The 24,140-nt window shown below is 39.8% G+C and carries 29 protein-coding genes and 1 other annotated feature; of the genes, 4 read left to right on the top strand and 25 right to left on the bottom strand.

What is annotated here, in order from left to right; translation table 11 throughout:
* Positions 1-132: 132 nt before the first annotated feature.
* Genes AB3I00_RS05290 through AB3I00_RS05245 form a run of 10 tightly spaced genes read right to left on the bottom strand, consistent with a single transcriptional unit; the run spans position 133 to position 4,395 of the window.
* Positions 133-438: a hypothetical protein gene (locus AB3I00_RS05290; RefSeq protein WP_086310461.1), complete on the bottom strand. Its 306-nt coding sequence runs from the start codon at positions 436-438 to the stop codon at positions 133-135.
* Positions 431-796: a hypothetical protein gene (locus AB3I00_RS05285; protein WP_010732001.1), complete on the bottom strand. Its 366-nt coding sequence runs from the start codon at positions 794-796 to the stop codon at positions 431-433. The genes AB3I00_RS05290 and AB3I00_RS05285 overlap by 8 nt, the downstream gene beginning before the upstream one ends.
* Before the next feature lie 10 nt (positions 797-806).
* Complete coding sequence (locus AB3I00_RS05280) at positions 807-2,051, bottom strand: hypothetical protein (RefSeq protein WP_086285791.1); 1,245 nt, start codon at positions 2,049-2,051, stop codon at positions 807-809.
* Positions 2,048-2,461, bottom strand: coding sequence for a DUF1310 family protein (locus tag AB3I00_RS05275; RefSeq protein WP_368024859.1), 414 nt, complete (start codon positions 2,459-2,461; stop codon positions 2,048-2,050). The genes AB3I00_RS05280 and AB3I00_RS05275 overlap by 4 nt, the downstream gene beginning before the upstream one ends.
* Before the next feature lie 23 nt (positions 2,462-2,484).
* A complete protein-coding gene (locus tag AB3I00_RS05270) occupies positions 2,485-2,694 on the bottom strand; it encodes a hypothetical protein (RefSeq protein ID WP_123838152.1) in 210 nt (69 codons plus the stop codon).
* Positions 2,687-3,091, bottom strand: coding sequence for a DUF1310 family protein (locus AB3I00_RS05265; RefSeq protein ID WP_368024858.1), 405 nt, complete (start codon positions 3,089-3,091; stop codon positions 2,687-2,689). The genes AB3I00_RS05270 and AB3I00_RS05265 overlap by 8 nt, the downstream gene beginning before the upstream one ends.
* Before the next feature lie 23 nt (positions 3,092-3,114).
* The gene (locus tag AB3I00_RS05260) at positions 3,115-3,336 is read right to left on the bottom strand and encodes a hypothetical protein (RefSeq protein ID WP_104764366.1); all 222 of its coding nucleotides are present in this window, start codon (positions 3,334-3,336) and stop codon (positions 3,115-3,117) included.
* Positions 3,329-3,739 (bottom strand): DUF1310 family protein, encoded by a 411-nt coding sequence (locus AB3I00_RS05255; protein ID WP_368024857.1) that lies wholly within the window; start codon positions 3,737-3,739, stop codon positions 3,329-3,331. Before AB3I00_RS05255 ends, AB3I00_RS05260 begins: the two co-directional genes overlap by 8 nt.
* Positions 3,740-3,763: 24 nt before the next feature.
* Positions 3,764-3,985: a hypothetical protein gene (locus AB3I00_RS05250; RefSeq protein WP_368024855.1), complete on the bottom strand. Its 222-nt coding sequence runs from the start codon at positions 3,983-3,985 to the stop codon at positions 3,764-3,766.
* The gene (locus AB3I00_RS05245; protein ID WP_368024854.1) at positions 3,982-4,395 is read right to left on the bottom strand and encodes a DUF1310 family protein; all 414 of its coding nucleotides are present in this window, start codon (positions 4,393-4,395) and stop codon (positions 3,982-3,984) included. Before AB3I00_RS05245 ends, AB3I00_RS05250 begins: the two co-directional genes overlap by 4 nt.
* An 810-nt stretch (positions 4,396-5,205) precedes the next feature.
* Between AB3I00_RS05245 and AB3I00_RS05240 the strand changes: the two genes are divergently transcribed.
* The gene (locus tag AB3I00_RS05240) at positions 5,206-5,499 is read left to right on the top strand and encodes a hypothetical protein (RefSeq protein WP_104764364.1); all 294 of its coding nucleotides are present in this window, start codon (positions 5,206-5,208) and stop codon (positions 5,497-5,499) included.
* 439 nt (positions 5,500-5,938) lie between these two features.
* Here AB3I00_RS05240 and sufB read toward each other — a convergent pair whose 3' ends face one another.
* The 12 genes from sufB to AB3I00_RS05180 all read right to left on the bottom strand — a co-directional run bounded on the left by sufB (position 5,939) and on the right by AB3I00_RS05180 (position 17,198).
* Positions 5,939-7,330 (bottom strand): Fe-S cluster assembly protein SufB, encoded by a 1,392-nt coding sequence (gene sufB / locus AB3I00_RS05235; RefSeq protein WP_002287686.1) that lies wholly within the window; start codon positions 7,328-7,330, stop codon positions 5,939-5,941.
* Between the two features lie 4 nt (positions 7,331-7,334).
* A complete protein-coding gene (sufU, locus tag AB3I00_RS05230; protein WP_002308248.1) occupies positions 7,335-7,805 on the bottom strand; it encodes a Fe-S cluster assembly sulfur transfer protein SufU in 471 nt (156 codons plus the stop codon).
* Positions 7,792-9,027 carry a cysteine desulfurase gene (locus AB3I00_RS05225; RefSeq protein ID WP_002314567.1) on the bottom strand — a complete coding sequence of 412 codons (1,236 nt, stop codon included), beginning with the start codon at positions 9,025-9,027 and terminating at the stop codon, positions 7,792-7,794. The genes sufU and AB3I00_RS05225 overlap by 14 nt, the downstream gene beginning before the upstream one ends.
* Entirely contained in the window at positions 9,024-10,310 is a 1,287-nt protein-coding gene (gene sufD / locus AB3I00_RS05220) for a Fe-S cluster assembly protein SufD (protein WP_086285778.1), read from the bottom strand. The genes AB3I00_RS05225 and sufD overlap by 4 nt, the downstream gene beginning before the upstream one ends.
* Positions 10,311-10,322: 12 nt before the next feature.
* Positions 10,323-11,096 (bottom strand): Fe-S cluster assembly ATPase SufC, encoded by a 774-nt coding sequence (gene sufC, locus AB3I00_RS05215; RefSeq protein WP_002287679.1) that lies wholly within the window; start codon positions 11,094-11,096, stop codon positions 10,323-10,325.
* 196 nt (positions 11,097-11,292) lie between these two features.
* Positions 11,293-12,141: a MetQ/NlpA family ABC transporter substrate-binding protein gene (locus tag AB3I00_RS05210; RefSeq protein WP_002344546.1), complete on the bottom strand. Its 849-nt coding sequence runs from the start codon at positions 12,139-12,141 to the stop codon at positions 11,293-11,295.
* A 23-nt stretch (positions 12,142-12,164) separates the two neighbouring features.
* Positions 12,165-12,851: a methionine ABC transporter permease gene (locus tag AB3I00_RS05205; protein ID WP_002287674.1), complete on the bottom strand. Its 687-nt coding sequence runs from the start codon at positions 12,849-12,851 to the stop codon at positions 12,165-12,167.
* On the bottom strand, positions 12,844-13,878 hold the full coding sequence (locus AB3I00_RS05200; protein WP_002304234.1) for a methionine ABC transporter ATP-binding protein: 1,035 nt from the start codon (positions 13,876-13,878) through the stop codon (positions 12,844-12,846). The genes AB3I00_RS05205 and AB3I00_RS05200 overlap by 8 nt, the downstream gene beginning before the upstream one ends.
* A 62-nt stretch (positions 13,879-13,940) precedes the next feature.
* Positions 13,941-14,197 (bottom strand) — a binding site (T-box leader).
* Positions 14,198-14,272: 75 nt separating this feature from the next.
* Positions 14,273-14,611 carry a glycine cleavage system protein H gene (locus AB3I00_RS05195; RefSeq protein WP_002291179.1) on the bottom strand — a complete coding sequence of 113 codons (339 nt, stop codon included), beginning with the start codon at positions 14,609-14,611 and terminating at the stop codon, positions 14,273-14,275.
* Between the two features lies 1 nt (position 14,612).
* Complete coding sequence (locus AB3I00_RS05190; RefSeq protein ID WP_002308244.1) at positions 14,613-14,969, bottom strand: arsenate reductase family protein; 357 nt, start codon at positions 14,967-14,969, stop codon at positions 14,613-14,615.
* Between the two features lie 5 nt (positions 14,970-14,974).
* Positions 14,975-16,162 carry an FtsW/RodA/SpoVE family cell cycle protein gene (locus tag AB3I00_RS05185; RefSeq protein WP_002312069.1) on the bottom strand — a complete coding sequence of 396 codons (1,188 nt, stop codon included), beginning with the start codon at positions 16,160-16,162 and terminating at the stop codon, positions 14,975-14,977.
* 193 nt (positions 16,163-16,355) lie between these two features.
* The gene (locus tag AB3I00_RS05180; RefSeq protein ID WP_002375016.1) at positions 16,356-17,198 is read right to left on the bottom strand and encodes a LysR family transcriptional regulator; all 843 of its coding nucleotides are present in this window, start codon (positions 17,196-17,198) and stop codon (positions 16,356-16,358) included.
* Between the two features lie 232 nt (positions 17,199-17,430).
* Between AB3I00_RS05180 and AB3I00_RS05175 the strand changes: the two genes are divergently transcribed.
* Positions 17,431-18,399: a TDT family transporter gene (locus tag AB3I00_RS05175; RefSeq protein WP_002344550.1), complete on the top strand. Its 969-nt coding sequence runs from the start codon at positions 17,431-17,433 to the stop codon at positions 18,397-18,399.
* A 373-nt stretch (positions 18,400-18,772) separates the two neighbouring features.
* On the top strand, positions 18,773-19,816 hold the full coding sequence (locus AB3I00_RS05170; protein ID WP_368024853.1) for a YeiH family protein: 1,044 nt from the start codon (positions 18,773-18,775) through the stop codon (positions 19,814-19,816).
* Between the two features lie 61 nt (positions 19,817-19,877).
* Here the strand turns inward: AB3I00_RS05170 and AB3I00_RS05165 are convergent, their stop codons facing one another.
* Complete coding sequence (locus AB3I00_RS05165) at positions 19,878-20,342, bottom strand: methylated-DNA--[protein]-cysteine S-methyltransferase (protein WP_368024852.1); 465 nt, start codon at positions 20,340-20,342, stop codon at positions 19,878-19,880.
* A 245-nt stretch (positions 20,343-20,587) separates the two neighbouring features.
* On the opposite strand from AB3I00_RS05165, the gene AB3I00_RS05160 reads away from it, so the two are divergent.
* The gene (locus AB3I00_RS05160; RefSeq protein WP_002340968.1) at positions 20,588-21,535 is read left to right on the top strand and encodes a glycosyltransferase family 2 protein; all 948 of its coding nucleotides are present in this window, start codon (positions 20,588-20,590) and stop codon (positions 21,533-21,535) included.
* A gap of 205 nt (positions 21,536-21,740) precedes the next feature.
* Here the strand turns inward: AB3I00_RS05160 and AB3I00_RS05155 are convergent, their stop codons facing one another.
* Together AB3I00_RS05155 and AB3I00_RS05150 are read right to left on the bottom strand one after the other, a co-directional pair.
* Positions 21,741-23,813 carry a DNA topoisomerase III gene (locus AB3I00_RS05155; RefSeq protein ID WP_368024851.1) on the bottom strand — a complete coding sequence of 691 codons (2,073 nt, stop codon included), beginning with the start codon at positions 23,811-23,813 and terminating at the stop codon, positions 21,741-21,743.
* A complete protein-coding gene (locus AB3I00_RS05150) occupies positions 23,746-24,123 on the bottom strand; it encodes a DUF1033 family protein (RefSeq protein ID WP_002312065.1) in 378 nt (125 codons plus the stop codon). The genes AB3I00_RS05155 and AB3I00_RS05150 overlap by 68 nt, the downstream gene beginning before the upstream one ends.
* Positions 24,124-24,140: the final 17 nt, after the last annotated feature.

Here is a 24,140-nt window from a genome sequence, read left to right as displayed (position 1 = left end):
GATCTTATCCAAAAAACATGGGTCAAGTTAATTGAAAAAGCTTTGAGATGAAAGTCGTCAAATAAATAAAAATCTCTGCCTAATCGAAAAATTTGATTAGACAGAGATTTTTATTCTGGAGAAGCACTGCTCTCACAACCTCATTAACCGATCCGAGACGCTTTGAACGTTGTCTAATGCCGCATCTACCCATTGGCCTTTGGCGGCAACAGAAACATTGTTTTTATAGGTATCACTGGCATTCTTCAGTTTAGTTGCTCCTTGGCTTTTTCTTTCTCGTGTGAGGGATTTTCTAGTTTGGGATGTAGCTTTGCTGGGACTTGCTACAAGTAAACGGATGAGTTGTTTTTCCAGATTCTTTCGTTGCTGGATTAATTCATTATTTGCTCCTTCAAGTAAAGCATCTACACCATTCATGATCCAATCGAATTCAAACATAGGATTCTCCCTCTCTTTTTGATTTTCTGTATTCTTCTTCATACTGACGGATCTTTTTGTTATATATAGATTGATTTTCATGTAGTCGTTCTTCCAGATTCCGTTGGGTTGCTCGTGTTCGTTGCCGTGACTCTTCACTTGCTTGTTCTAAGAGACGATAGACTGCCCTTTTATTTTCGGGAGGGTTGGTCTCATAATGTTTAGCGGTGGCATTGATTTGCACAGAGATATTTTCTAAATAGCGTTGAAATTTTCTTTGCTCATTCGACAGATAATCCAGATGATTTTCTAATGCTACACGATTTTTACGATAAATTTCTTCGGTTTCTTCTATTTTCCTTCTGATTTCTTGTTCCATTTATTCACCTCTAAAATAAGTAATGGCTGAGCTCATGATCAGAATCTACTTGCCTATTGATCGTTTGTTCAATGTTTCTTAACAGCCTTTCAAGCTCTTCTTCTGATTTTCTAAGCGTTGCTACTGTTCGTTCATATTCATTTACTGGGTCTATCCGTATACTCCGTTCCGTTACTCCCCAAGAATCAAGTGCTTCCAGTTCTTCATAATGTGTCAAACTTGCTCCCCAATAGCGGGCGTCTAATTTTGTCGTTTGCCATAATTCATTGGCATTTTTGATTTCTGTTTGGAACCATTTCTTTAATTCACTAATTTCTGTCTCCACTGTTTTTTTGTACCCACTAGTAATCGCTTTGGCTTGTGATGCATCCAAAAATATTTTTTGAGCAGAAGATAGACTGCCTTTTGCTAGAAAGTGTCTCTTCACGTTTTCGATGCCGGCAAGACGCTGCTGGGTTTCCAACCCGATCACATCAGGTTCTCCTTTCGTATCAAGCAAGACATTCCCGAATTGGTCATACTGATATCCACCCCACATGTGCTGGTCGACCCACCCGACTTTTTTAGACAACACTGGGCGCATTCGGCCGACCATTGGCTTGTCTTTGCTATAGCCGATTGGTACCAAGTCTTTCTCATCGACATAATTATGCAGTTTTCCTGACCTCGTCAGAAGATCAGCGGTCACGCGCTGACTTGGCGTCAATACCGTATAAATATTGGGTCCTTGGAAAAAATATCCTCCACTAAGACGCCTGCTTTCCTCCAATGACAAATCAGCGACAGCATATTGTCCATTCATGGAGCCTAAAGAATGACCATAGACGAAAAACTGGGCATTGGGATAATGGCGCATCGCTTCCTTCAAGGTCTCCGCAGACGATCTTAACTGCGGGGGCGGTGCGCCTTGTTCAGCCGCGAGGATCTTACGTGCCATATCCACATTGTTGACGACCCAGTCTTGCCACACATCGCCAGTTTGTTCCTTGACTTTATCTAAGCCTGTCGAACCGCGATAAAGCACCGTTACTTCTTTAACCGCCAATCTTTCCGGCAATGGCGCAACCGGGGAAACGAAGCGGTCCGTATGGGTGATGACAAAAGACTGTTCGCCGGAGAGGTTGTTGATGACTTGGGAGACGTAGCCTAAAAACGTTCCATCTTTAAGGCGTACCTCTTCTTTTACTTTCCAATTTTTATACTCTTTATTCGCAATTTCCACACGTTCCGCATCAGTATAATAAATTTGTCTCATTCTACTCTCTCCTTACGCAAATTAGTACCCAACTTGCTCGAGTTTCCTGCAATTACATATTCACTAGAAAAAATTCCATTACTATTTTTATTCAGGTGAAAGTAAATATATAATTCTTTATCGTTATTCACAACTATCGTTCCATCTATCCCACCCATCGGATTGTGTTCTATACTGTTGTAATCGATTTCATAAGATTGGATCACTCCTTCTGGGGTCAGTGCTTTAGGGTCCAAGTTCTTCAAACCTTCTTCAAATACCTGTTTCGCCTCTTCGCTCTTCACGACTTCGATCATTTCTTTTTGTAACTTTTCTGCTTTATTTTGCTTGTCTATCACTAATTTTCCTCCTATTCCTAAAAGTATGAGTATACCGATCAGTGGAATCAGCCATCGTTTTTTCTTTTTCATTTAGGCTCCTTTTTTAGTTTTATTTATCTCACCAGTCTTTCCGGCAATGGCACAACTGGGGAAACGAAGCGGTCCGTATGGGTGATGACAAAAGACTGTTCGCCAGAGGGGTTGTTGATGACTTGGGAGACGTATCCGATTGATATGTTTCCTTTGTCTATATCTATTTTATTTTTTATTTTTAAATTATCGTACTCTTTATTAGCTAACTCGACTTTTTGTTTATCATTCATTATGATCTTCCTCCAGTAGCTCAGCTAATTTTCCAGAGTAATTAATTCCGCCAGCCTCCAGTTTTCCATTGTTTTTATTGAGGGTATATTCTATGGTTAATTCTTCATCGTTATTAATTATTAGAACTACGTTAATTCCGCCCATTGGATTATGCCTCATAGTAGTATAATCAATTTTATAAGTTTGGATTAATCCACCAGAGGTGAATGCTCTTGAATCTAAATTTTTACATACCTCCTGAAACTCCTGTTTCGCCTCTTCGCTTTTTACGACTTCGATCATTTCTTTTTGTAACTTTTCTGCTTTATTTTGCTTGTCTATCACTAATTTTCCTCCTATTCCTAAAAGTATGAGTACGCCGATCAGTGGGACCAACCACCATTTATTCTTTTTCATTTAGGCTCCTTTTTTAGTTTTATTTATCTCACCAATCTTTCCGGCAATGGCGCAACCGGGGAAACGAAGCGGTCCGTATGGGTGATGACAAAAGACTGTTCGCCAGAGAGGTTGTTGATGACTTGGGAGACGTAGCCGATTGTCTTAGTTTTATCTTTTATTTTTAGCTCTTGTCCTATACTTAGTTTACTGTATTCTAACTGGGCAATTTCTACATGTTCTTTATCACTATAATAACTAGTCATTATTTGTACTCTCTTTCAATAATTCGCTAAGTTTAGGGGAAAGTGCGCTTCCTCCACCTTCTAACTCTTCATTTCTATATTTATTCAAAGAATCATGGAGATACAATTCCTTATCATTATTTAAATATGCTGTAAACATAATCCCACCCATCGGATTGTGTTCTATACTGTCGTAATCGATTTCATAAGATTGGATCACTCCTTCTGGGGTCAGCGCTTTAGGGTCCAAATTCTTCAATCCTTCTTCAACTACCTGTTTTGCCTCCTCGCTTTTCACGATTTCGATCATTTCTTTTTGTAACTTTTCTGCTTTATTTTGCTTGTCTATCACTAGTTTTCCTCCTATTCCTAAAAGTATGAGTACGCCGATCAGTGGGACCAACCACCATTTTTTCTTTTTCACGCTAGACTCCTTGTTTAGTTTTATTTATCTCACCAGTCTTTCAGGCAATGGCGCAACTGGGGAAACGAAGCGGTCCGTATGGGTGATGACAAAAGACTGTTCGCCGGAGGGGTTGTTGATGACTTGGGATATAATCCCTAAAAATTTACCATTTTCAAGATATACGTCGTATCCTAATTTCCAGTCTTCATACTCTTTCGCCGCAATCTCTACATGTTCTTTATCACTATAATAACGTAGACTCATTTTTTCTTCTCCTTGTGTAACATTTTGCCTAACTCTCCAGAATTACCTGAAATTACATACTTACTAGAAAACTTACCATTACTATCTTTATCTAAACGGAAAAGAACGATTAGGTTTTTATCCTTATTTACGATAAATTCCCCATCTATCCCACCCATCGGATTATGTTCTATACTGTCGTAATCGATTTCATAAGATTGGATCACTCCTTCTGGGGTCAGTGCTTTAGGGTCCAAGTTCTTCAAACCTTCTTCAAATACCTGTTTTGCCTCTTCACTTTTCACGACTTCAATCATTTCTTTCTGTAACTTTTCTGCTTTATTTTGCTTGTCTATCACTAATTTTCCTCCTATTCCTAAAAGTATGAGTAATCCGATCAGTGGAATCAGCCATCGTTTTTTCTTTTTCACGCTAGACTCCTTTTTTAGTTAGTAAAGTGATTCGGGATTTATAAATTCATCACAAAGTTTATAATTTTAATGGTTTATTTATCTTCTCTATACAAAATCCCAACTATATAAAAGCGCATTCATTTAAATGTTAACATAAAAGCCTTTATACAGGATTCCAAATTTTTACTATAAAAATAAAAAAAGTTTATAAAATAATAGTTAGACAATGAAAAAATATCATACTCTTGCGTAATTTAAACAAAGAGAATGATATCTTATATATTTAAGTCTTTTCTGTTCATTTTTGGGTTATCTTCAAAATTGTTTAATCATTAGAACGAGTTCTATCAATCTTGTCCTTTCTTTACCCCTGTTACCATCTCAAAAACAAACACTTTTATGTCCGATTTTTCAGACATTTTTTTGTTGTTTTTATTAGAAAAAGTTTGTTTTTTCATTATGATAGTTAGAAAAAAATACCCTTCTCTTGCATAAATGAAATGAAGCAAAGAAAATGATCAATTAAGAAAAAAATGATTAACTATTCTATTATTAGGCTATTTGTATTATTCTTCTGTCACTTTTCTATCAAAAAAGCCAGAAATAACTAGATATAGGTATTTCTGGCTTATAATATAATATTTACGCCACAGCCTCCCAATGATTCTTTTTGGAATCATAATCTATGATGATTTGCAGTAACATAAATAAATATGACAATCGCTGGTAGTTTATCCAAGAGTACTCAAGAAAATACAAAATGTATTGTTCAAGCACCTATCATAATGATAAAATGAAACAAATAAACGATACATGGAGGAAGAGACCTTGAGTAATGGCAAAAAAATTTTTTTCATTGTAAAAATCATTCAGTTGCTGATCTATGGGATTTCGGTAGCGTGGGCATTTTTTTATAGAGGAATCACACCAAACTGGCCACTTTATCTCTTGTTAGTGGGAATATTAGTAGGAAATTTTGTCCCACTTCACTATCGTACCAACTTTTTTTCAACTGATTCTGGCCTTTTTCTTAAAAAAAAGACGCGAAAATTAGAAAACATTATTGAAATGACAATTACCTGCATAGTCATTTTCTTAGTAATATTCCTAAACGTCTTCTAATAAGAATCTCTTAAAATTAGCTTGTTACAGTTAGTTACCTAGTTTGTATTTTTCCTAATTTAAATAACACAGTAATCTTATCTTCCTCATCAACATCTTTTGCCAACTCTTTGTCTTAAATTTGAAACAAAAAACAGAGCTACGAACACTAAGACTGTTTTGGCTCTGTTTTTTGCATCAAATTTACTCTCATATAGCTGATAATCTCTCTCGGCTCTTTAAAAGAAATTATTTTCGCTTCATTTTATTATGAAAAGAGCGTGGGACAAAAGTAAAGAACACTTTTGTCTCACGCTCTAAACACGTATAAACGGTGGAAGCAGAAGCAACTCCTTCGGAAATAAGCCGAATTTTCATAAAAATTTGAGAAGCAATTTTCGTAAATTCCTTCTTATTTCTTGAAGCTGCCCACTTCTGTCACAACCTCTATATTTAAGTATTACCCCACAGACCCTTCCATCTCATAACTGATCAATCGGTTGAGTTCGACTGCATATTCCATTGGGAGTTCTTTAGTGAATGGTTCAACAAAGCCCATGACGATCATTTCAGTGGCTTCAGATTCGGTCAGGCCTCGGCTCATCAGGTAGTAGAGTTGTTCTTCTGAGATTTTTGAGACTTTGGCTTCGTGCTCTAAAGAGACTTGGCTGTTGTGGATCTCATTGAATGGGATCGTATCGGATTTCGACCATTCGTCCATGATGATCGTGTCACATTCGATATGAGAGATCGAACCCGCACTGTTTTTGGCAAAGGTTACTTGTCCTCGATAGTTTACTTCGCCGCCGTCTTTTGAAATTGATTTAGAGACGATAGAACTAGAAGTGTTTGGTGCGTTGTGGATCATTTTTGCACCCGTATCTTGGATTTGGTTTGCTCCTGCAAAGGCGATGGAGAGCATGGTGCCTCGTGCACCTTTTCCATCTAAGTAAACACTTGGGTATTTCATCGTTGTTTTTGCACCTAGGTTTCCGTCAATCCATTCAACGGTTGCGCCTTCGTAAGCTTTTGCTCGTTTGGTTACTAAGTTGTACACATTGTCTGACCAGTTTTGGATCGTGGTGTAACGACAATACGCATCTTTTCTTGTAAAGATTTCTACGATGGCGGCATGCAAACTATTACTTGAATAAGTAGGTGCCGTACAGCCTTCGACATAGTGGATGCTTGCTCCTTCGTCAACGATGATCAGCGTACGTTCGAATTGTCCCGTGTTTTCCGCATTGATCCGGAAGTATGTTTGTAATGGAACATCGACTTTGACGCCTTTTGGCACGTAAATAAAGGTTCCGCCTGACCATACGGCTGAATTCAGCGCTGCTAATTTGTTGTCGGTTGGCGGTACAAGTTTTGAAAAGTACTCTTTGAATAATTCAGGGTATTCTTTCAAAGCAGAGTCAGTGTCAGTAAAGACGATCCCTAATTTTTCGAATTCATCTTTCATATTATGGTACACGACTTCTGATTCATATTGTGCGGAAGCACCGGCTAGATAAGCTCGTTCTGCTTCTGGGATACCGATCTTCTCAAATGTATCTTTGATTTTTTCTGGTACGTCTTCCCAGTCACGAGCGGGTTTGTCACTTGGTTTTTGGTAATATTTGATGGCATCGAAATCGATGTCTGAAAGGTCGGGTCCCCATGTTTGCATTGGCATTTTATTGAATGTTTCTAGAGATTTCAGACGGAATTCAAGCATCCATTCTGGTTCGCCTTTGATTCTTGACATCTCACGGATCACTTCTTCTGTCAAGCCTTCTCCTGTACTGAAAACCGGTTCGACATCATCGTGAAACCCGAATTTATATTCTTCTAATTCTGGTACGCCCATGTTCTCACTCCTCTTCCTTGTGGTAATGATGGAAAGCTGCGGTACCATCGTTTTCCATTGCTTTTCCTAGTGCTTTCCAAGCAAGTGTCGCACATTTGATCCGAGCGGGAAATTTAGCTACACCACCAAGCATAGCAGCATCGCCTAATTGGTCGGGATCTTGGACTTCTTTTCCTTGGACAAGCTGTAGAAAGTCTACAGTTAAATGTTCTGCTTCTTCTATTGATTTTCCAATGACGGCATCTGTCATCATCGAGGCACTTGCCGTACTGATGGAGCAGCCGCTGCCGTCAAAGGCGATATTTTTGATGATTCCGTCTTTTACATCGACTTGCAATTCGATCACATCTCCACATGTGGGGTTGTTCAATTCGATCTTGCTTGTCGAGTCGGTCAAGCTTCCACGATGATGCGGATGGGAAGAATGATCCAAGATCACTTGACGGTATAAATTATCTAATTTAGATAGTCCCATGTTGGAAAAACTCCTTTGTTGCCATGATTGCTTCAACTAAACGGTCGGCATCGTGCGTCGTGTTGTAGAAATAAAAGCTGGCGCGAGCAGTCGCTGATACTTCAAGGTACTTCAATAGCGGTTGCGCACAATGATGACCTGCTCTAACGGCTACCCCTTCCATGTCTAAAGCTGTCGCGACATCATGTGGATGTAACCCATCCAAATTGAACGCAACGACTCCTGTCCGAAAATTCGGGTCTTGCGGACCATAAACAGTCAATCCATCGATTGCTTGTAATTTTGGCAACACATAAGCGGCTAGTTCTTCTTCATATCGATGGATATTGTCCATGCCGAGTTCTTGCAAATAATCGATTGCATGGCCGAATGCGATAGCGCCAGCGATATTTGGTGTCCCTGCTTCGAATTTCCAAGGTAGTTCTTTCCATGTACTGTCGTATAATTCGACAAAATCGATCATTTCGCCACCAAATTCAACAGGTTCCATTTCTTCTAACCATTTTCGTTTACCATATAAAACACCGATACCTGTTGGTCCGCACATTTTGTGTCCGCTGAAAGCAAAGAAATCACAGTCTAGTGCTTGAACATCAATGGTCATGTGCGGGGCAGACTGTGCACCATCTACTACGATGACCCCGCCGTTTTCATGGACAAGTTCAGCTAATTCTTGAACAGGATTGATGACACCTAAGACATTGGATACATGAGCAATGGAGACGATTTTGGTTTTGTTCGTGATCTTTTTCGCTGCATCCTCCATATCCAGGAAGCCTTCTTCTGTTAGATCGATATATTTCAGGACGGCACCTGTTCGTTTTGCCAACTGCTGCCATGGGATAACATTAGAATGATGTTCCATGTAAGAGAGCACTATCTCGTCTCCTGCTTTGATATAGCGGTCGCCGAAGCTTCTGGCTACCCAATTCAAGCTTGTCGTCGTGCCACGAGTAAATAGAACTTCTGCTGTTTCTTCTGCATGGATGAACGCCCGTACTTTTTCTCTTGCTTGCTCATACTCATGGGTTGCGCGTTCTGCTAACGTATGGACACCGCGATGAACATTGGCGTTATCGTGTTCGTAATAGTGCGCTAATGACTGGAGCACTTGTTTTGGCTTTTGGGTCGTCGCTGCATTATCCAGATAAACGAAAGGTTCATCATTGACGTCTTGAAATAAAATAGGAAAATCATTGCGTAGCTTTTTAGCATCGATCATCCATTCAACTTCCCTTCGATTACTTCGACTAATTCTTTCCGAACTTGTTCTACAGGGATTGCTGTTAAGACAGAACCGAGGAATCCTCGAATCACTAAGCGCTCTGCTTCTTCTTTATGCAATCCTCGACTCATCAGATAGTACATTTCTTCTGGATCAACTCGTCCTACACTGGCAGCATGCCCAGCAGTTACTTCGTTTTCATCGATCAAAAGAATAGGATTCGCGTCACCGCGTGCTTTGTCAGAAAGCATCAAGACACGGCTTTCTTGTTGGGCATCTGCACCTTTTGCCCCTTTCAGGATGTGGCCGATACCGTTAAAGGTCAATGTTCCTTTTTCTCGGATCACTCCGTGTTGCAAAATATGCCCGATCGTATGAGGGGCTTTATTGGTTACTCGTGTATCGATTCCTTGGATTTGTCTGCCCGAGCTGATTGCCACGATTTTGACTTCTGCGTGTGCACCTTCTCCTGCTAAATCTGAATCAAAGTCAGCGATCACATGACCGTCATTCATGACACCAATTGCCCAGTCGACAGAAGCATCTCGTAAAATGTGCCCACGGCGATTCATATAAGAAGTAATATTCTCTCCTAATTGATCTACAGCTGAATATTTGATTTTTGAACCAGCTTTAGCGATGACTTCCACGATGATGTTACCTGATGATTTTGCTACTTGTTCTTTGGTTGTCTGGAAACGTTCCAGATAAGAAAATTCACTATGTTCATCTGCCACGATCAACACATGCTTGAAGAAGTGCTCATCAGATGCGCCATCTTGAATGAATAAGGACTCGAGTGGTTCATCGATCACGACATTTTTAGGCACATACAGGAAAATACCGCTGTTCATAAAAGCTACATGGAGTGCAGTCAATTGGTCTTCGTCCATGTTTACTGCTTTTTTCATATAATATTCTTGGACTAGTTCTGGGTATTCGATCATTGCAGTGAACAAGTCGGTAAAAATGACTCCCTTTTCTGCTAATTCCACAGGCAGTTGTTCAAAAATCGTCCATGAACCTTGTTGGACAAGTACAGGATTATCTTTCATTGCATCAAATGCCGGAATCGTGCCTGTTTCACTGATAGTTTGTGTTTCTTTCACATCGAATAACGACCAGCGATGGAATTTCACCCGATCGATATGCGGCAATGGCAGTTCATCTGCTTTCGCTAGTGCGTCTTGGCGGAAGGTTCTCATCCAATCAGGTTCGCCTTTACTTAAAGAAAAATCATTTACCGCGTTAAGATAATCGAGCCAGTTTTTTTCTTTCATTCTTGCTCCCCCTTACGCTTCTTCTTCTTTATAGTCGATTCCTAGTTCTTTACTGATTCCAGCGTAACCTTCTGCTTCCAGGCGTTTAGCTAAGTCAGCATTTCCTGTCATGACTACTCGACCTTCCATCATGATGTGAACGACATCAGGTGTGATATAGTTCAATAATCGTTGATAGTGGGTGATGATCAATGCACCGAAATTGTCTCCGCGCATTTCATTTACTCCTTTAGCAACGACTTTCAAAGCATCGATATCCAGACCCGAGTCGATTTCGTCTAAAATCGCAAATGTTGGTTCTAACATCAACAATTGTAGGATTTCATTCCGTTTCTTTTCCCCGCCAGAAAAACCTTCGTTCAGATAACGTTCAGCCATTTCTTCTGGCATATTCAATAAAGCCATTTTTTCATCTAACTTTTTCAAAAATGCCATAACAGAGATCTTGTCGTTTTCATCACGTTTCGCATTGATTGCTGCACGCATGAATTCCGCATTCGTGATACCTGGTATCTCACTTGGATATTGCATAGCTAAAAACAAGCCAAGTCGTGCACGTTCATCTACTTCCAAGTCTAAAACATTTTTTCCGTCAAACAAGATTTCGCCTTCTGTTACTTCATAGTTTGGATTGCCCATGATAGCGGCAGATAAGGTTGATTTTCCTGTGCCGTTAGGTCCCATGATGGCGTGAATTTCTCCGGTTTTCATTGTTAGGTTTACGCCTTTAAGGATTTCTTTTTCCTCGATCGACACATGTAGATTTTTTATTTCTAAGACAGACATGCATTATACCCCCAAATTCTCTTTCGTTCTCACTCATTTTAGACTAATTGAGAATGAAGCGCAATGATCTTCCTTACTAAAATCAAATATCTTTTATTGATTATTAAACAATTTTGATTTCTAAATTAGAATAGGTATAAAAAAGATGAGGAATAAGCCGTTACAGACTTATTTCTCATCTTTTTTGTTTCATTCCTTATTTTGCATCAGCCTTTACTGGTTTAACAGAGCCGCCCCATTTGTCTGTGATCCATTCTTGGACTTCTTTACGGTGAAGCACTTCAATCAGTTTTTTGATTTTATCACTGTCTTCATCCCCTTTGCGAGTCGCAATGATATTCACGTAAGGAGAGTTGTCTTTTTCAAGTAATACGGCATCTTCTAATGGATTCAATCCTGCGCCATAAGCGAAGTTTGCATTGATTGCGACTAGGTCACCTTCATCATTTTGGTACGTAGAAGCTAAAAGTGATGGGTCGATCGTATGGTTGAACTTCAAGTTCTTAGGGTTTTCTGCAATATCATCGAATGTTGCTGTTTCCAGATCTACTCCATCTTTGACTTTGACTAGCCCAGCATCTTGTAAAATCGTGATGATGCGTCCCCAGTCTGATTCAGAATTCGAAGTGATGATCGTTGCACCATCTTTTAGTTCAGAAACATCTTTGACTTTTTTAGAGTACAAGCCCATTGGTTCGATGTGGACAGCACCGGCATTGACAAAGTCATACCCTTTTTCTTTGATTTCTTTGTTCAAATAAGGAATATGCTGGAAGTAATTGGCATCGATGTCGCCTTCTTCCAAAGATTGGTTCGGTAAAACGTAGTCATCGAATTTGACGATTTCAAGATCGATTCCTTCATCTTTCAATAATGGTTTCACATGTTCCAAAATCTCTGCGTGCGGTGTCGGTGAAGCGCCGACTTTCAATGTCGTGTCGTCTGCTTTATTTGCTGAATCTTTGCTGTCGCTGTTGTTACCGCATGCTGCTAATCCTACAGTCAGCAAAAGCGCTGCTGCAAATCCCAAAATCTTCTTTTTCATATCCTATATCCCCCTATGTCCTATTATCTTTTGTCTGTTTTCTTAGTTAAGAAATCACCGATTCCTTGAACGATAAATACGATTAGTAAAATAATTAAAGTCGCAACAAATGTCACTGTCAGATTACCACGCTGGTAGCCTTCCTGCCAAGCAAGACCTCCAAGTCCACCTGCGCCGATCGCGCCGGCCATTGCAGTAAATCCGATCATCGAGATTGTTGTAACTGTTAATCCAGAAATCAACGCGGGAATACTTTCAGGTATCAAGACCTTCCAGATGATTTCCCAGTAACTTGCCCCCATTGCATCTGCTGCTTCCAGTACGCCAGGGCTGACTTCACGAAAAGCAATCTCTACTAGACGGGCATAAAATGGTGCCGCGGATAAAACAAGAGCTGGAATGGCTGCTTGCGCACCTAGCATAGTGCCTACGATTGCTTTAGTAAATGGAATGATCAAAACCATCAGGATCATAAATGGTGTTGACCGGAAAATATTACTGATGATCGATACGATCCCGTAAATGATTCGAGCATACGGTTTGTTTTTGCGTCCAATAGAGTAAAGAATCAATCCCAAAACTAATCCGATGATCGTCACTAAGACCATTGAGATCAATGTCATATATAGTGTATCAAGGATGGCCTGATTCATCGTTTCCGGATTGATTTGTTTAAAATCTAGATATGTTTCTGAAAAGCTTTTATCCACGATGGATCACCTCAATTCCTACTCCTTGTTCTTTGATGAATACTTCTGCTTGATCTAATTCTTTGGTTTCACCTGTCATCAAGACAGTCAATGAACCAAAGGAACCTTCTTTTACTTGTTTGATTTTCCCGTATACGACGTTGACATCAATGTTATAGCGTCGAATCGCTTGGGAAATAACTGGTTCGTTGGCATTTCTTTCGCTAAAGGTCAAAGTTGCCAAACGGCCGCTTGGATTTTCTTTGATGAGTTCAGCTAATAGTTCTGTCGAATCAGCTTCTGGTTCGATGTCTTGTTGTACAAAACGTTTGGTTACTTCTTTTTTCGGTTGTCTGAAGACAGTCAATACGTCTCCTTCTTCTACGACTTTCCCCAACTCCATCACAGCGACTTTGTTGCAGATTTTGCGGATCACATTCATTTCATGTGTGATCAAGACGATGGTCAAATTCAATTTCTTATTGATTGCTAACAATAAGTCTAATACTTCTTCTGTTGTTTGCGGGTCCAATGCACTCGTAGCCTCATCACAAAGCAAGATCTCAGGATCATTTGCCAATGCTCGTGCGATACCGACACGTTGTTTCTGTCCGCCGGAAAGTTGTGAAGGATACGCTTGTCCGCGTCCTTCTAACCCGACTAAACGCAACAATTCTTCTGCTCGTTCTTTGCGTTTGCTCTTTGGTACACCAGCTAATTCTAACGGCAACTGGATATTTTCAAGTACAGTTCTTGACCATAACAGGTTGAAATGCTGGAAGATCATACCGATTTTCTTTCGGAATGTACGTAATTCTTTGTTTTTTAATTTTGTGATATCTTGATCGTTTACGATCACTTCGCCGCTCGTGGGAAGCTCAAGTCCATTCAGGAGTCGAACTAATGTACTTTTTCCTGCGCCAGAATAACCGACGATTCCATAAATATCCCCTTTTTCAACGTTTAGTGAAACGTCATTGACGGCTTGGATGTTTCCGTTTTTCCCATTGAATGTCTTTTTGACATTCGTTAGTTGGATTAATGACATGCCATTCACATCTTTCTCTTATGATTTTTCAAACAAAAAAGCCTTCGCCCTCTTGCCTTAAGCAAAAGGACGAAAGCTTGAACTTCCGTGTTACCACCTTGATTTACTGTTACTTCGCAATAACAGCCTCTTCCAGTACTTGGACTTAGCTTCTTTCCGTATACTGTCGCGCTGTAACGGGCACTCCCGTAGTAAGTTTGCTTACGCTCGCTTACTCTGCTCTAAGACCATCTTCCATCTCATTTTCGTTACCCATTTTCAGCAAACAGGGCTCTCTTCAAACGTCCGTGACATGTACTCTTCTTTTCAAAGCTTTCTCGTTTCATATAGGATTGTTTATGATTATAGCAACTGGAAGAATCAGTGTCAACTTTTTTCAAGTGATTTTCTGATTTTATAATTCGTCAAATTCTTTTGGATCAACATCTTTGAAACTTAAGATCCACGCATTCATTTCATCTGAATCATTCAAGATATTGATATCTTCACCGATTTTATCATTCACAGAAGAAACTGTACCCGTTAGCGGGCTGGCAAATTCATTGACCGCTTTTTCCGCTTCGACTTCGATCAGAGGTTCATCTTTTTTTAGCGATTGTCCTGCTTTTGGCAGATTGGCAAACGTGATGTCTCCCAGTTCTTCTTGCGCTTCATTTGTCAAACCAACACAGTATTCTTTTCCATTAAATAAGATCCAAAGGTTGTCCTTTTTCTTCAAATGTTTGCCTGCCATTTTATATCAGTTCTCCTTCATAAATTTTTTCATTGAATCCAATTGCAACAAGCTGGTCCTCTTGCACGATCAGCGGACGCTTGATCAGCATGCCATCTGTCGATAAGACTTGGCTTGCTTTTGAAGCCGTAAACTCGCCTACTTGATCTTTCAGTCCAAGTTCCCGATATTTCATCCCGCTTGTGTTGAACAGGCGACGGATCGGTACTTGACTCGTTTCTAGCCAAGTCTCAATCGTTGAGGCCTTCGGCACTTCTTTGATCATATCAACAGTTTGATAACTAACGCCATGCTGGTCTAACCACGCTTTGGCTTTTTTGCATGTTGAACATTTCGGGTACCAGTAAAAGGTGTACAATTTTCTTACCTCCTTGAAGATCTTGCAGGTGCTTCATTTTGGTATCTCATCGATAATATCAACCCGATACCGATCATGTTCCCTAAAATCGAAGATCCTCCTTGGCTAATGAAAGGCAATGGGATCCCTGTTAAAGGAAGTAATCCGATGTTTGCTCCAATGTTCTCAAAGACATGGAACAGCAGCATCATGATCAAACCGCTTGCGATATAGGCGTAAAATTCATTATTCGTATCGAAACACACCCGAATCATACGATAAATCAAAATAAAATACAAGAAAATGACGAATGCACCACCGATAAAGCCGAAGTTTTCACCGATAACGGTAAAAATCATATCGGACTCACGAACAGGCACATAAATATTGCTTACATTGAATCCTTTACCAAACAAGCCGCCGGTGCCGATTGCCAAAAGTCCTTGTGCCGGCTGATAACTCATCCCAGACGTATCATGGAAAGGATCCAGCCATGAATCAATACGTGCAAATTGATAAGATTTGAAACCAACTTTGTAAAGCAAGTCTCTTCCGCCTTCAGTCGTCACTAAGAAAATCGTTCCTGCACCAACGACTACTGCCAAGATCACTACAGGGGCGATGATGCGCCAAGAGATCCCAGACATCAAGAATATCCCGCCGAAGATGGCAAGGAAGACGAGCATCGTTCCAAAGTCATCTTGAGCCATGATCAACGCTAAAACCGGTATCGTCACGATCAAGAGCTTCCCAATCAGCCAAAAGTCCGATTTCATCGTCCGCTCTTTTACTTGCGTATTATGTTTGGTCACGATCAGCGCCATCATCAAGATATACGCGATCTTCATTAGCTCTGCTGGCTGGAAAGTGAACGCACCGAATCGGAACCAGTTTTTAGAACCTGTAGAATCGGCTAAATTCTTGTCATAGAATTCAAGTAAGAGTCCCATTACTACTAACCCCAAGCCATAAAGGTAAGGAGTCAGTTTCCAAATCCATTTGGAATTCAAATGCATGATGACGACGATTGCTGCCGCCCCAACTAAATACCAGACAACTTGCATCCCTACGCCTTTCAAGACTGCTGGATTGTTCGGATCATGGCTAAGTGCTACATATAATGAGAGCAGACCAATCAAACATAACAGAAAGACTGGTAAAATCACGCCATAATCAATACGATTATCGTTCGAAGCTTTTAATTTTTTTTCCATGTTTCATCCCTTTTCTTAAAAACCATACTGCTGATTATTATAGCGGTCCAGTTAGATAATGGAAAGTCTTTCCACAGACATTTGGGAAAAATTAACTTTCCGTTTGTGCAGCTGCTTGAGCAAACGAAAGGCAAAAGCCTACTGCTTATCTTTAGTGTATCATAGAACTTTTTTTGATACATGCAATTATCTTTCAGCTGAGATTCTCCTCGCTGTGAGAAGTTTCTGTGCTTTCATTGTATCGAAGGATCTCTTCAGCAATCTCTAACAGCTGATCAGAAACTAGATTGGTTCGTTGGATGAAATAAAAATACCGATGGAAATTCAACGGAATCATTGGCACGTCTTCTGGCACAGAGCGCTTAGATAAAATCGAGCGTCCGATGCCTTCCTTCAGCAACGCAACGATCACATCATTGCTTTTCACGATCATTTTCTTATCTTGGATGTTCATTTCTTCAAAATAACGTTGTGTGTAATGAAAAACGCCAGAATTTGCTTCTCTTACAAGCCACAATTTACTTTTTGGGTCCCCAGCAATGACTAGCTGGTCTTCCATCAAAGAGTACCTTTGTACGCCGGAAGTCTCTAATGGCTTTTCGATAAAACCAAAATCGGATTCATGTTTCGCTACTTGTTCTAATGATTCATGTGAATTCGCGATCTCGATCTCAAAATGCACTTTAGGAAACCTTTTGATCAGATGTTTCATCAACTGAGGCAAAAGATAGACAGCAAATGTGTGGGAAGCAACGATCCGACATACTTCTTCTTCATTTTGTTCATTGAGCAATTTTTGCTGGGTCTCTTCCCATTCTTCTAATAAAACCAGCGTCCGCTCGTATAATAAATCGGCTTGCTTAGTTGGAAGCATCTCTTTTCTGCCATTACGCTGAAAAAGATCAATATTCAACTCCCGCTCTAATTGTTTGATTTGATTCGAGACGGCTGGCTGAGATAAAAACAGTACTTCTGCTGCTCTAGAAAAATTTCTTGTTTCATATACTGCTCGAAAAGTCGTTAATAACTTAAACATGGCACCACTTCCATAACTTTTTATGATAATTACTATAAAAACTATTTGATTTAAATATACAAAAAACCATCTATAATAGAAATGTACAACAAAACAGTTGCTGATCCAACTAGTAACTCAGACAAGACAATCAGCTGTCTGCTTTGCTCGTAATCATACAGACCTATTCATTTTACAATGTATTCGTTCATCTTGGTACTAAAATCTATTAAATAAAAAGGAGAATATATATATGAAGAACTTTTTGAAAATTATTCCGATCCCAATCTGCGGGTTGATCCTTGGGTTAGCTTCCCTTGGAAATCTGTTTAAAGACTATCACCATGTCGCTTTAGGCAATCTAACTGGCGGTATCTCAATGATTCTTATGATATTCATTTTTGTTAAATTGTTTATCTTATTTGAGCATACGAAACAAACGTTGCATGATCCGATCATCGCCTCCGTTTCACCAACTTTTACGATGTCACTCATGGTTATTTGTACTTATTTTGTTTCATATGAAAGTATTGCACCGATTGTCAAATTCATTTGGTTGTGCGCAGTTATTTTCCAAGTGATACTGGTCTTTTATTTCAATTATCACCATGTCATCAAAGCTGATCTTTCTATTGAAGCAATTTATCCAAGCTGGTTTATCATTTATGTTGGGTTTGGGGTCATCACTGTAACTGCTGGGAACTTCTTCCCACTTATTGGAAAAATCTTCTTTTGGATTTCATTGGTCTGCTATGCGTTCTTATTGCCAATCATCATCAAACGCGTCTTTTTCGTAAGAAATATGGCTCATCCGACACGTCCGCTGATTACGATCGTTGCAGCACCTGGTTCTCTTTGCCTGACAGGTTACCTGAAAAACTTTGCAGAACCTAACTTTTATCTTGTCGTAGCGTTGTTCGTTTTATCTCAAGTATTGTATTTCGTTGTGCTGTCTATGCTGCCACGCTTGTTCAAGCTTCGTTTTTATCCAAGCTACGCAGCCTTTACATTCCCACTTGTTATCTCTGCAACAGCTCTATTTACTACTGTTCATTACTTCAACAGTTTAGGTATTTATAGTAGCGTATTAGATTTCTTAAAAATTGCGGAATGTCTGTTTGCAAGTGTAGTTGTCTTCTACGTGCTTGCTCATTACGTACGTTTCTTAACTAAAGAACATAGCAAACATGGAAAATTTGTTTCTAAAAAAATCCCTTCATAATTGATTCGATTGGCTGTGACAGAAGTGTTCAGCTTCAAGAAATAAGAAGGAATTTACGAAAATTGCTTCTCAAATTTTTGTAACATTTCGGCTTATTTCCGAAGAAGCTACTTCTGGAACACCGTTTATCAAGAGGTCGTGAAAAAGCCGCTTAGTTTCGAGTAGTAAGAAAAATTTTGTGAAAATGGCTTTCCACATTTTTGCATAAATTTAGCTTAATACCGAGAAACTGGCTTTGGAACACCGTTTATTCGAAACAAGAGGTTGTGACAAGACTTTTGTCACGGCCTCTTATTCTTTTGTCAAAATACTGGTTTAGTGCTACTATGTTCGAGTATGCTTTTAGTATTTATTGACGAAAGGAACCAATCAAATGAAATCATTGTCACATCCAATAAAATCTGTAAAGGATTCAGCGGTCCGCGAGATTTTGCCCGGATTACTGCTTTCTTTTGCCATCGCTGCCGTCAGCCGGCTTCTTGCTATTTATCTGCCACAGTTAGGTGGAGCGACTATTGCTATTTTATTGGGTATTTTATTAGGAAATACTTTTTTTAAACAACCTGTTCTAGCAATCGGCACAAAATTCGCTGAAAGCAAACTATTGGAATTCTCTGTTTTTTTACTAGGTGCAACTGTCACCGCTCAAACGATTGCTCAAATTGGTGTAAAAGGAATTGTTTTTGTGTTACTACAGATGTCAATCACTATCATCGGTGCTTACTTGATTGGTAAGAAACTGCAATTCAGCGATACTTCTTCTTTGATGATGGCTGGAGGAAACGCTGTTTGTGGTTCTTCTGCTATTGCTTCGATCGCCCCTTCCATCCATGCAAAAGAGGAAGAAAAAGGACAGATCATCACACTGGTCAATCTACTAGGTACTGTGATGATGTTGACCCTCCCTTTTCTTGGATTACAGCTATTCGGCGGAAATCTCATTGAAAAAAGCGCACTTTTAGGTGGCACACTCCAATCTGTGGGTCAAGTAGTCGCTGGTGCAAGTTTGCTTGACAGTTCTGTTGTCGAATTTGCCATGTTGTTTAAGATTCTACGTATCATGATGCTTGTTGTTGTTGTCTATTTGTTTGAAAAATTCATGCGCAAGAAACAACCAGCTCTGTTTGAAACACCGACTGATACGCAGAAAAAACGAAAATTACCGCTTCCTTGGTATGTATTAGGGTTTGTGATCTTTTGTTTGGTCAACAGTTTGTTTTCTTTACCTGTAGTTATTGACCAATCGGCACATTTTATCAGTAGCTGGTTTGAGATCACTGCTTTAGCGGCAATTGGGCTGCGTTTAGACTTTGCAAAATTCATGAAAGAAGGTACACGTTTCTTATCTTACGGATTGGCTGTCGGGCTTCTCCAAACAGTGATGGCTTTACTATTTATTTGGCTGATCAAACTTTAGAATGAACACGAAAAACAGTTGTGATTCTCGCATGGAACGATGTCCGAATCACAACTGTTTTTTAATTTTGCAGATACCCTTCTAATAGCAGCAATTGGCGTTTGATTTCGACTCCATCTGTTGCGTTTCCCATATATCCTGTCAGTTTTCCATTTTGCCCGATCACTCGATGACAAGGAATAACGATTGGCAATGGATTGGTTCGATTTGCCTGTCCAATCGCTCGCACAGCTTTCGGACTAGCGACAGCAACGGCTACTTCTTTATACGTTCGGATTTCTCCATAAGGAATGGTCGACAAAGCTTTCCAGACATTTTGCTGAAAAGGCGTACCTCTCTTTATAGATAAAGGAACTTCAAATTCTTTTCTTTTTCCCGCAAAATATTCTTCAAACTGTTCCTGTGTGCGCGTTAAAATTTGCTGATTCGCTGATTCGCTTTCTGAAATTGGCTGAAAAGATACGGCAGTCAACCCAGATTCATCTGCATCTAACCATAAAAAGCCGATAGGTGTGTGTATTTTCATTTTGTTTGCTCCTGGTCAACAGACTGGAGCTTCCTCCTTTTTCTCTGTCCGAAACTACTTGCCAACTACTAAAAATTGTTCTTAAAAGTTTGATAAACCGAGGAAACATGGTAAACTAAATACGGTAGTTTACCAAAAGAATACCTGTTCTTTTACGTAAAATCAAATTTAAAAGGTGTTATTTAAGGTTTATTAAATTTTGAATGTAAACCATATATAAACATACGATTGAAAGGATAGAAACGATGAAAGTATCAATTGTTGTCCCATGTTTCAATGAAGAAAAAACGGTTCCTCTTTTTTTTGATGAGGTTGAAAAATTCAAAGGTGCCCATGAGTTCGAATATTTATTTATTGACGATGGATCAAAAGACGGTACGTTAGCAGCAATCAAGAAGCTAGCTGCAGCTTATCCTTATGTCCGCTTTGTCTCATTTTCCAGAAATTTCGGGAAAGAAGCGGCTCTATACGCAGGATTACAAGCTTCTACAGGAGATTTAGTGACTGTTATGGATGTTGATTTGCAAGATCCGCCTGAACTGCTTCCTGAGATGATTGAACGAATCACTACTTCTGATATCGATTGTGTCGGCACCCGGCGTTCGACTCGTGAAGGTGAGCCTGCAATCCGCAGTTTCTTTGCGAAAAAATTCTACCAGTTGATCAATAAAATCAGCGATACAGAAATGGTCGATGGCGCTCGTGATTTCCGTTTGATGACCCGACAAATGGTGGATGCTGTCCTAGAACTAACAGAATACAACCGATTTTCAAAAGGATTATTCAGTTGGGTCGGATTCAAAACAGAATATATTTCTTATGAAAACCGCGAACGTGTAGCTGGTGAAACATCTTGGTCCTTCTGGAAATTGTTCAACTACTCGATTGATGGTATCGTGAACTTCTCCGATGCGCCATTGACGATTGCTTCATTTATCGGCGCTTTGTCTTGTGTCGGTTCTGGTATTGCGATCTTGTTCATTATTTTGCGGGCATTGCTGTTTGGTGATCCTACATCAGGATGGCCTTCCATGGTCTCGATCTTCCTATTCATCGGAGGAATCCAACTGTTATGTCTTGGAATCATCGGGAAATATATCGGAAAAATCTTCTTAGAAACGAAACAACGTCCTGTTTATATTATTAGAGAAACAGAAAAAGTGAAGCCAAATGAATTGAAGCCTCACCAATAATATACGTCAAATGAAGTAAACATTTTTTTAATGAAGAGGGACTGTGACAAAAATCTTGTCACAGTCCCTCTTTCCGAACAAACGGTGTTCCAGAAGTAGCTTCTTCGAAAAATAAGCCGAAATGTTACAAAAATTTGAAAAGCAATTTTCGTAAATTCCTTCTTATTTCTTGAAGCTGACCACTTCTGTCACAACCTCCATCTTCTTACTTCTTCATTGCCGCTTTTAGTGCTGCTGCTAATGGGCTTTCTTCTGGTTCTTCTGCCTGTGCATATTTTTTCAGCAAGCGACGTTCTTCATGTTTGGTCATTTTCTTCTTCTGCTCTTTTTTATCAAGCATTTTTTCTGTCGTTCCGTCGTATTTACAACGGAAATAAGCACCATTTTTGCCTTCGATGATTTCCATTTTCCGGTGACATTGTGGGCAGCGATGGTTGGAGACTTTCGGATCTTTTCTTCTGCGGTAGCTACAATCTGAATTGGTGCAGACATAAATTTTGCCGTCTCGTGTGTTTTTCTCACGCAGATTGGCCCCACATTCTGGACATTTCTTTTGGGTGATCGAGAAATCTTGATATTCTTGTTTGCTTGATTTGATTTCATTCACCAAGCGTTTTGTTTCTTTTTCGATCCCATTCAAGAAGGTTCCTGCTTGTTTCTTTCCTGCAGCAATCGCTTCAAGGTCTTTTTCCCAGCTCTCTGTCAGATCCGGTGTCACTAAAGATGGGTTGACTAATACTAATAATTGTTTACCTTTAGGGGATACTTGCAGTCCTTGAGGGGTACGTTCCATCAGCTCTGATTTGATCAGTTTCTCAATGATCTCTGCACGAGTAGCCGGTGTTCCCAGACTGTATTTTTCCATTTGTCCAAGCAAGCTTGCTTCTGTCAATGGTTTAGGCGGTACAGATAATTCTTTTTTGATGGTGAAATCAGGATTGATCCGCATTCCTTTTTCCCATTTGACTGTTTCCGTTTCAGATTCCGTTTCGCCTTTCCACCCTGCTTGGACGACACGATTTTGTCGGAAAATGAATTGTTCTTTACCAAATTCAACCGTGACTTTTGTCTGACTGACTTTGTGTGGTTGAGCAAATAAGCCTAAGAAACGAGAGACGATCATCTGATAGATTTTTTGCTCTTCATTACTTAGTTTTTCATAACGTGCTCGGTTTTCAGTTGGCAAAAGCGCATGGTGATCGGTCACTTTATTGTCTTGGAATACTTTTGTCTGTTGGACGATGGCTCCGTTTTTCAAATACTGCTTGACCTCAGGAGCAAAGTCGCTGACTGCTTGCAGTCGTTCGTTCATCGTACTTTTCATGTCGTTTGTCAGATATTTGCTGTCTGTACGCGGATAAGTAACGATTTTATGGGTCTCATATAAACTTTGTACAAGACTTAATGTTTTCTTTGCAGAATAGCCATAGCGTTGATTGGCTTCTCTTTGGATCTCTGTTAAATCATAAGGCAGCGGCGCAGATTCCGTTTTTAATTTTTCTTGGACTTCTGTGACAGTTCCTTTGCTTGTACTGATCAATTGAACAAGTTTTTGTGCTTCTTCTTGTGTTTTTAAAGCAAATTGATTTTTTTGAACCATTTTGGCTTGTTCTTTTCCAGCGTGCAACGTGATCGTGAAATACGTTTGTGGACGGAACTGTTCGATTTTCTTTTCTTGATCTCTCACTAATGCTAGTGTCGGTGTCTGCACACGGCCTGCTGATAAATTGTCCGCATACTTCACAGTTAAGGCCCTGGTCACATTCAATCCTACCAGCCAGTCCGCTTTTGCCCGGGCAAGAGCAGATTCATACAATGCATCATATTCTTTTGCAGGTCTTAGTTGCTTGAATCCTGTTTTGATTGCTTTATCTGTTTGAGAAGAGATCCATAACCGCTTCACTGGTTTATTGAAATGCACATACTCTAAGATCCAGCGAGCAACAAGTTCTCCTTCCCTTCCGGCATCTGTCGCAATGACTGCTTCTGAGATATCTTTTCGTTGAGCCAGCTGCTTGATTGCTTTTAATTGATGTCCTGTTTTAGGAAGTGGTTTGATTCCTAGTTTTTTAGGGATCATCGGCAACGTGTCCATTTGCCAGCTCTGCCATTCCTTATTCAGATCTTCCGGCATTTTCAATCCTAATAAATGACCAAGGGCCCAAGTAACGATCACCTTGGGTCCTTCATAATAATTTTTGTGCTTTTGATTAGCACCAAGCACCTTGCTTAGGTCTTTCGCAACGCTTGGTTTTTCCGCTAGAATTAGTTGTTTCATAAAATTCCTTTCTGCTTTCTACTGTGATGGGCTGATGATTTTTCAACAACGCAAGTCCCTTGTATTGCTGTAAATCATCGTCACACTCTTCACACCAGCGCTCATCTCCGTCATTCCAAAAGGCGCTGAGAAAGTTGCTTTTTGCATTGATATATTCATAATTTTGATGGATCGCGATCCATTGTTTTTCGTACGCTTGTCGTGCTTCTTCAAAAGACTCGAATGTTTCTTCTGCTTCAATATCTTCTTCCCAGTCTTCAAAAAACCACCAAGGCTCATTGTCCCCGAACATGGTAATTACTTGATACATACTCGTGCTCCTTCTTT

It is taken from the genome of Enterococcus sp. C76, from assembly GCF_040886985.1.
Lineage (GTDB): Bacteria > Bacillota > Bacilli > Lactobacillales > Enterococcaceae > Enterococcus_B > Enterococcus_B lactis.
The sequence above is the reverse complement of the archived record's forward strand: the minus strand, read 5'-3'. Positions and strand labels throughout refer to the sequence as shown.

Bases quoted from the DNA above. Each gene is read 5' to 3' on its own strand.
- AB3I00_RS05290 (WP_086310461.1), bottom strand. From the start codon at position 438: ATGTTTGAATTCGATTGGATCATGAATGGTGTAGATGCTTTACTTGAA.
- AB3I00_RS05285 (WP_010732001.1), bottom strand. From the start codon at position 796: ATGGAACAAGAAATCAGAAGGAAAATAGAAGAAACCGAAGAAATTTAT.
- AB3I00_RS05280 (WP_086285791.1), bottom strand. From the start codon at position 2,051: ATGAGACAAATTTATTATACTGATGCGGAACGTGTGGAAATTGCGAAT.
- AB3I00_RS05275 (WP_368024859.1), bottom strand. From the start codon at position 2,461: ATGAAAAAGAAAAAACGATGGCTGATTCCACTGATCGGTATACTCATA.
- AB3I00_RS05270 (WP_123838152.1), bottom strand. From the start codon at position 2,694: ATGAATGATAAACAAAAAGTCGAGTTAGCTAATAAAGAGTACGATAAT.
- AB3I00_RS05265 (WP_368024858.1), bottom strand. From the start codon at position 3,091: ATGAAAAAGAATAAATGGTGGTTGGTCCCACTGATCGGCGTACTCATA.
- AB3I00_RS05260 (WP_104764366.1), bottom strand. From the start codon at position 3,336: ATGACTAGTTATTATAGTGATAAAGAACATGTAGAAATTGCCCAGTTA.
- AB3I00_RS05250 (WP_368024855.1), bottom strand. From the start codon at position 3,985: ATGAGTCTACGTTATTATAGTGATAAAGAACATGTAGAGATTGCGGCG.
- sufB (WP_002287686.1), bottom strand. From the start codon at position 7,330: ATGGGCGTACCAGAATTAGAAGAATATAAATTCGGGTTTCACGATGAT.
- sufU (WP_002308248.1), bottom strand. From the start codon at position 7,805: ATGGGACTATCTAAATTAGATAATTTATACCGTCAAGTGATCTTGGAT.
- AB3I00_RS05225 (WP_002314567.1), bottom strand. From the start codon at position 9,027: ATGATCGATGCTAAAAAGCTACGCAATGATTTTCCTATTTTATTTCAA.
- sufD (WP_086285778.1), bottom strand. From the start codon at position 10,310: ATGAAAGAAAAAAACTGGCTCGATTATCTTAACGCGGTAAATGATTTT.
- sufC (WP_002287679.1), bottom strand. From the start codon at position 11,096: ATGTCTGTCTTAGAAATAAAAAATCTACATGTGTCGATCGAGGAAAAA.
- AB3I00_RS05210 (WP_002344546.1), bottom strand. From the start codon at position 12,141: ATGAAAAAGAAGATTTTGGGATTTGCAGCAGCGCTTTTGCTGACTGTA.
- AB3I00_RS05200 (WP_002304234.1), bottom strand. From the start codon at position 13,878: ATGTCATTAATCCAACTAACGAATGTCAAAAAGACATTCAATGGGAAA.
- AB3I00_RS05195 (WP_002291179.1), bottom strand. From the start codon at position 14,611: ATGGCAGGCAAACATTTGAAGAAAAAGGACAACCTTTGGATCTTATTT.
- AB3I00_RS05185 (WP_002312069.1), bottom strand. From the start codon at position 16,162: ATGGAAAAAAAATTAAAAGCTTCGAACGATAATCGTATTGATTATGGC.
- AB3I00_RS05180 (WP_002375016.1), bottom strand. From the start codon at position 17,198: ATGTTTAAGTTATTAACGACTTTTCGAGCAGTATATGAAACAAGAAAT.
- AB3I00_RS05175 (WP_002344550.1), top strand. From the start codon at position 17,431: ATGAAGAACTTTTTGAAAATTATTCCGATCCCAATCTGCGGGTTGATC.
- AB3I00_RS05170 (WP_368024853.1), top strand. From the start codon at position 18,773: ATGAAATCATTGTCACATCCAATAAAATCTGTAAAGGATTCAGCGGTC.
- AB3I00_RS05165 (WP_368024852.1), bottom strand. From the start codon at position 20,342: ATGAAAATACACACACCTATCGGCTTTTTATGGTTAGATGCAGATGAA.
- AB3I00_RS05160 (WP_002340968.1), top strand. From the start codon at position 20,588: ATGAAAGTATCAATTGTTGTCCCATGTTTCAATGAAGAAAAAACGGTT.
- AB3I00_RS05155 (WP_368024851.1), bottom strand. From the start codon at position 23,813: ATGAAACAACTAATTCTAGCGGAAAAACCAAGCGTTGCGAAAGACCTA.
- AB3I00_RS05150 (WP_002312065.1), bottom strand. From the start codon at position 24,123: ATGTATCAAGTAATTACCATGTTCGGGGACAATGAGCCTTGGTGGTTT.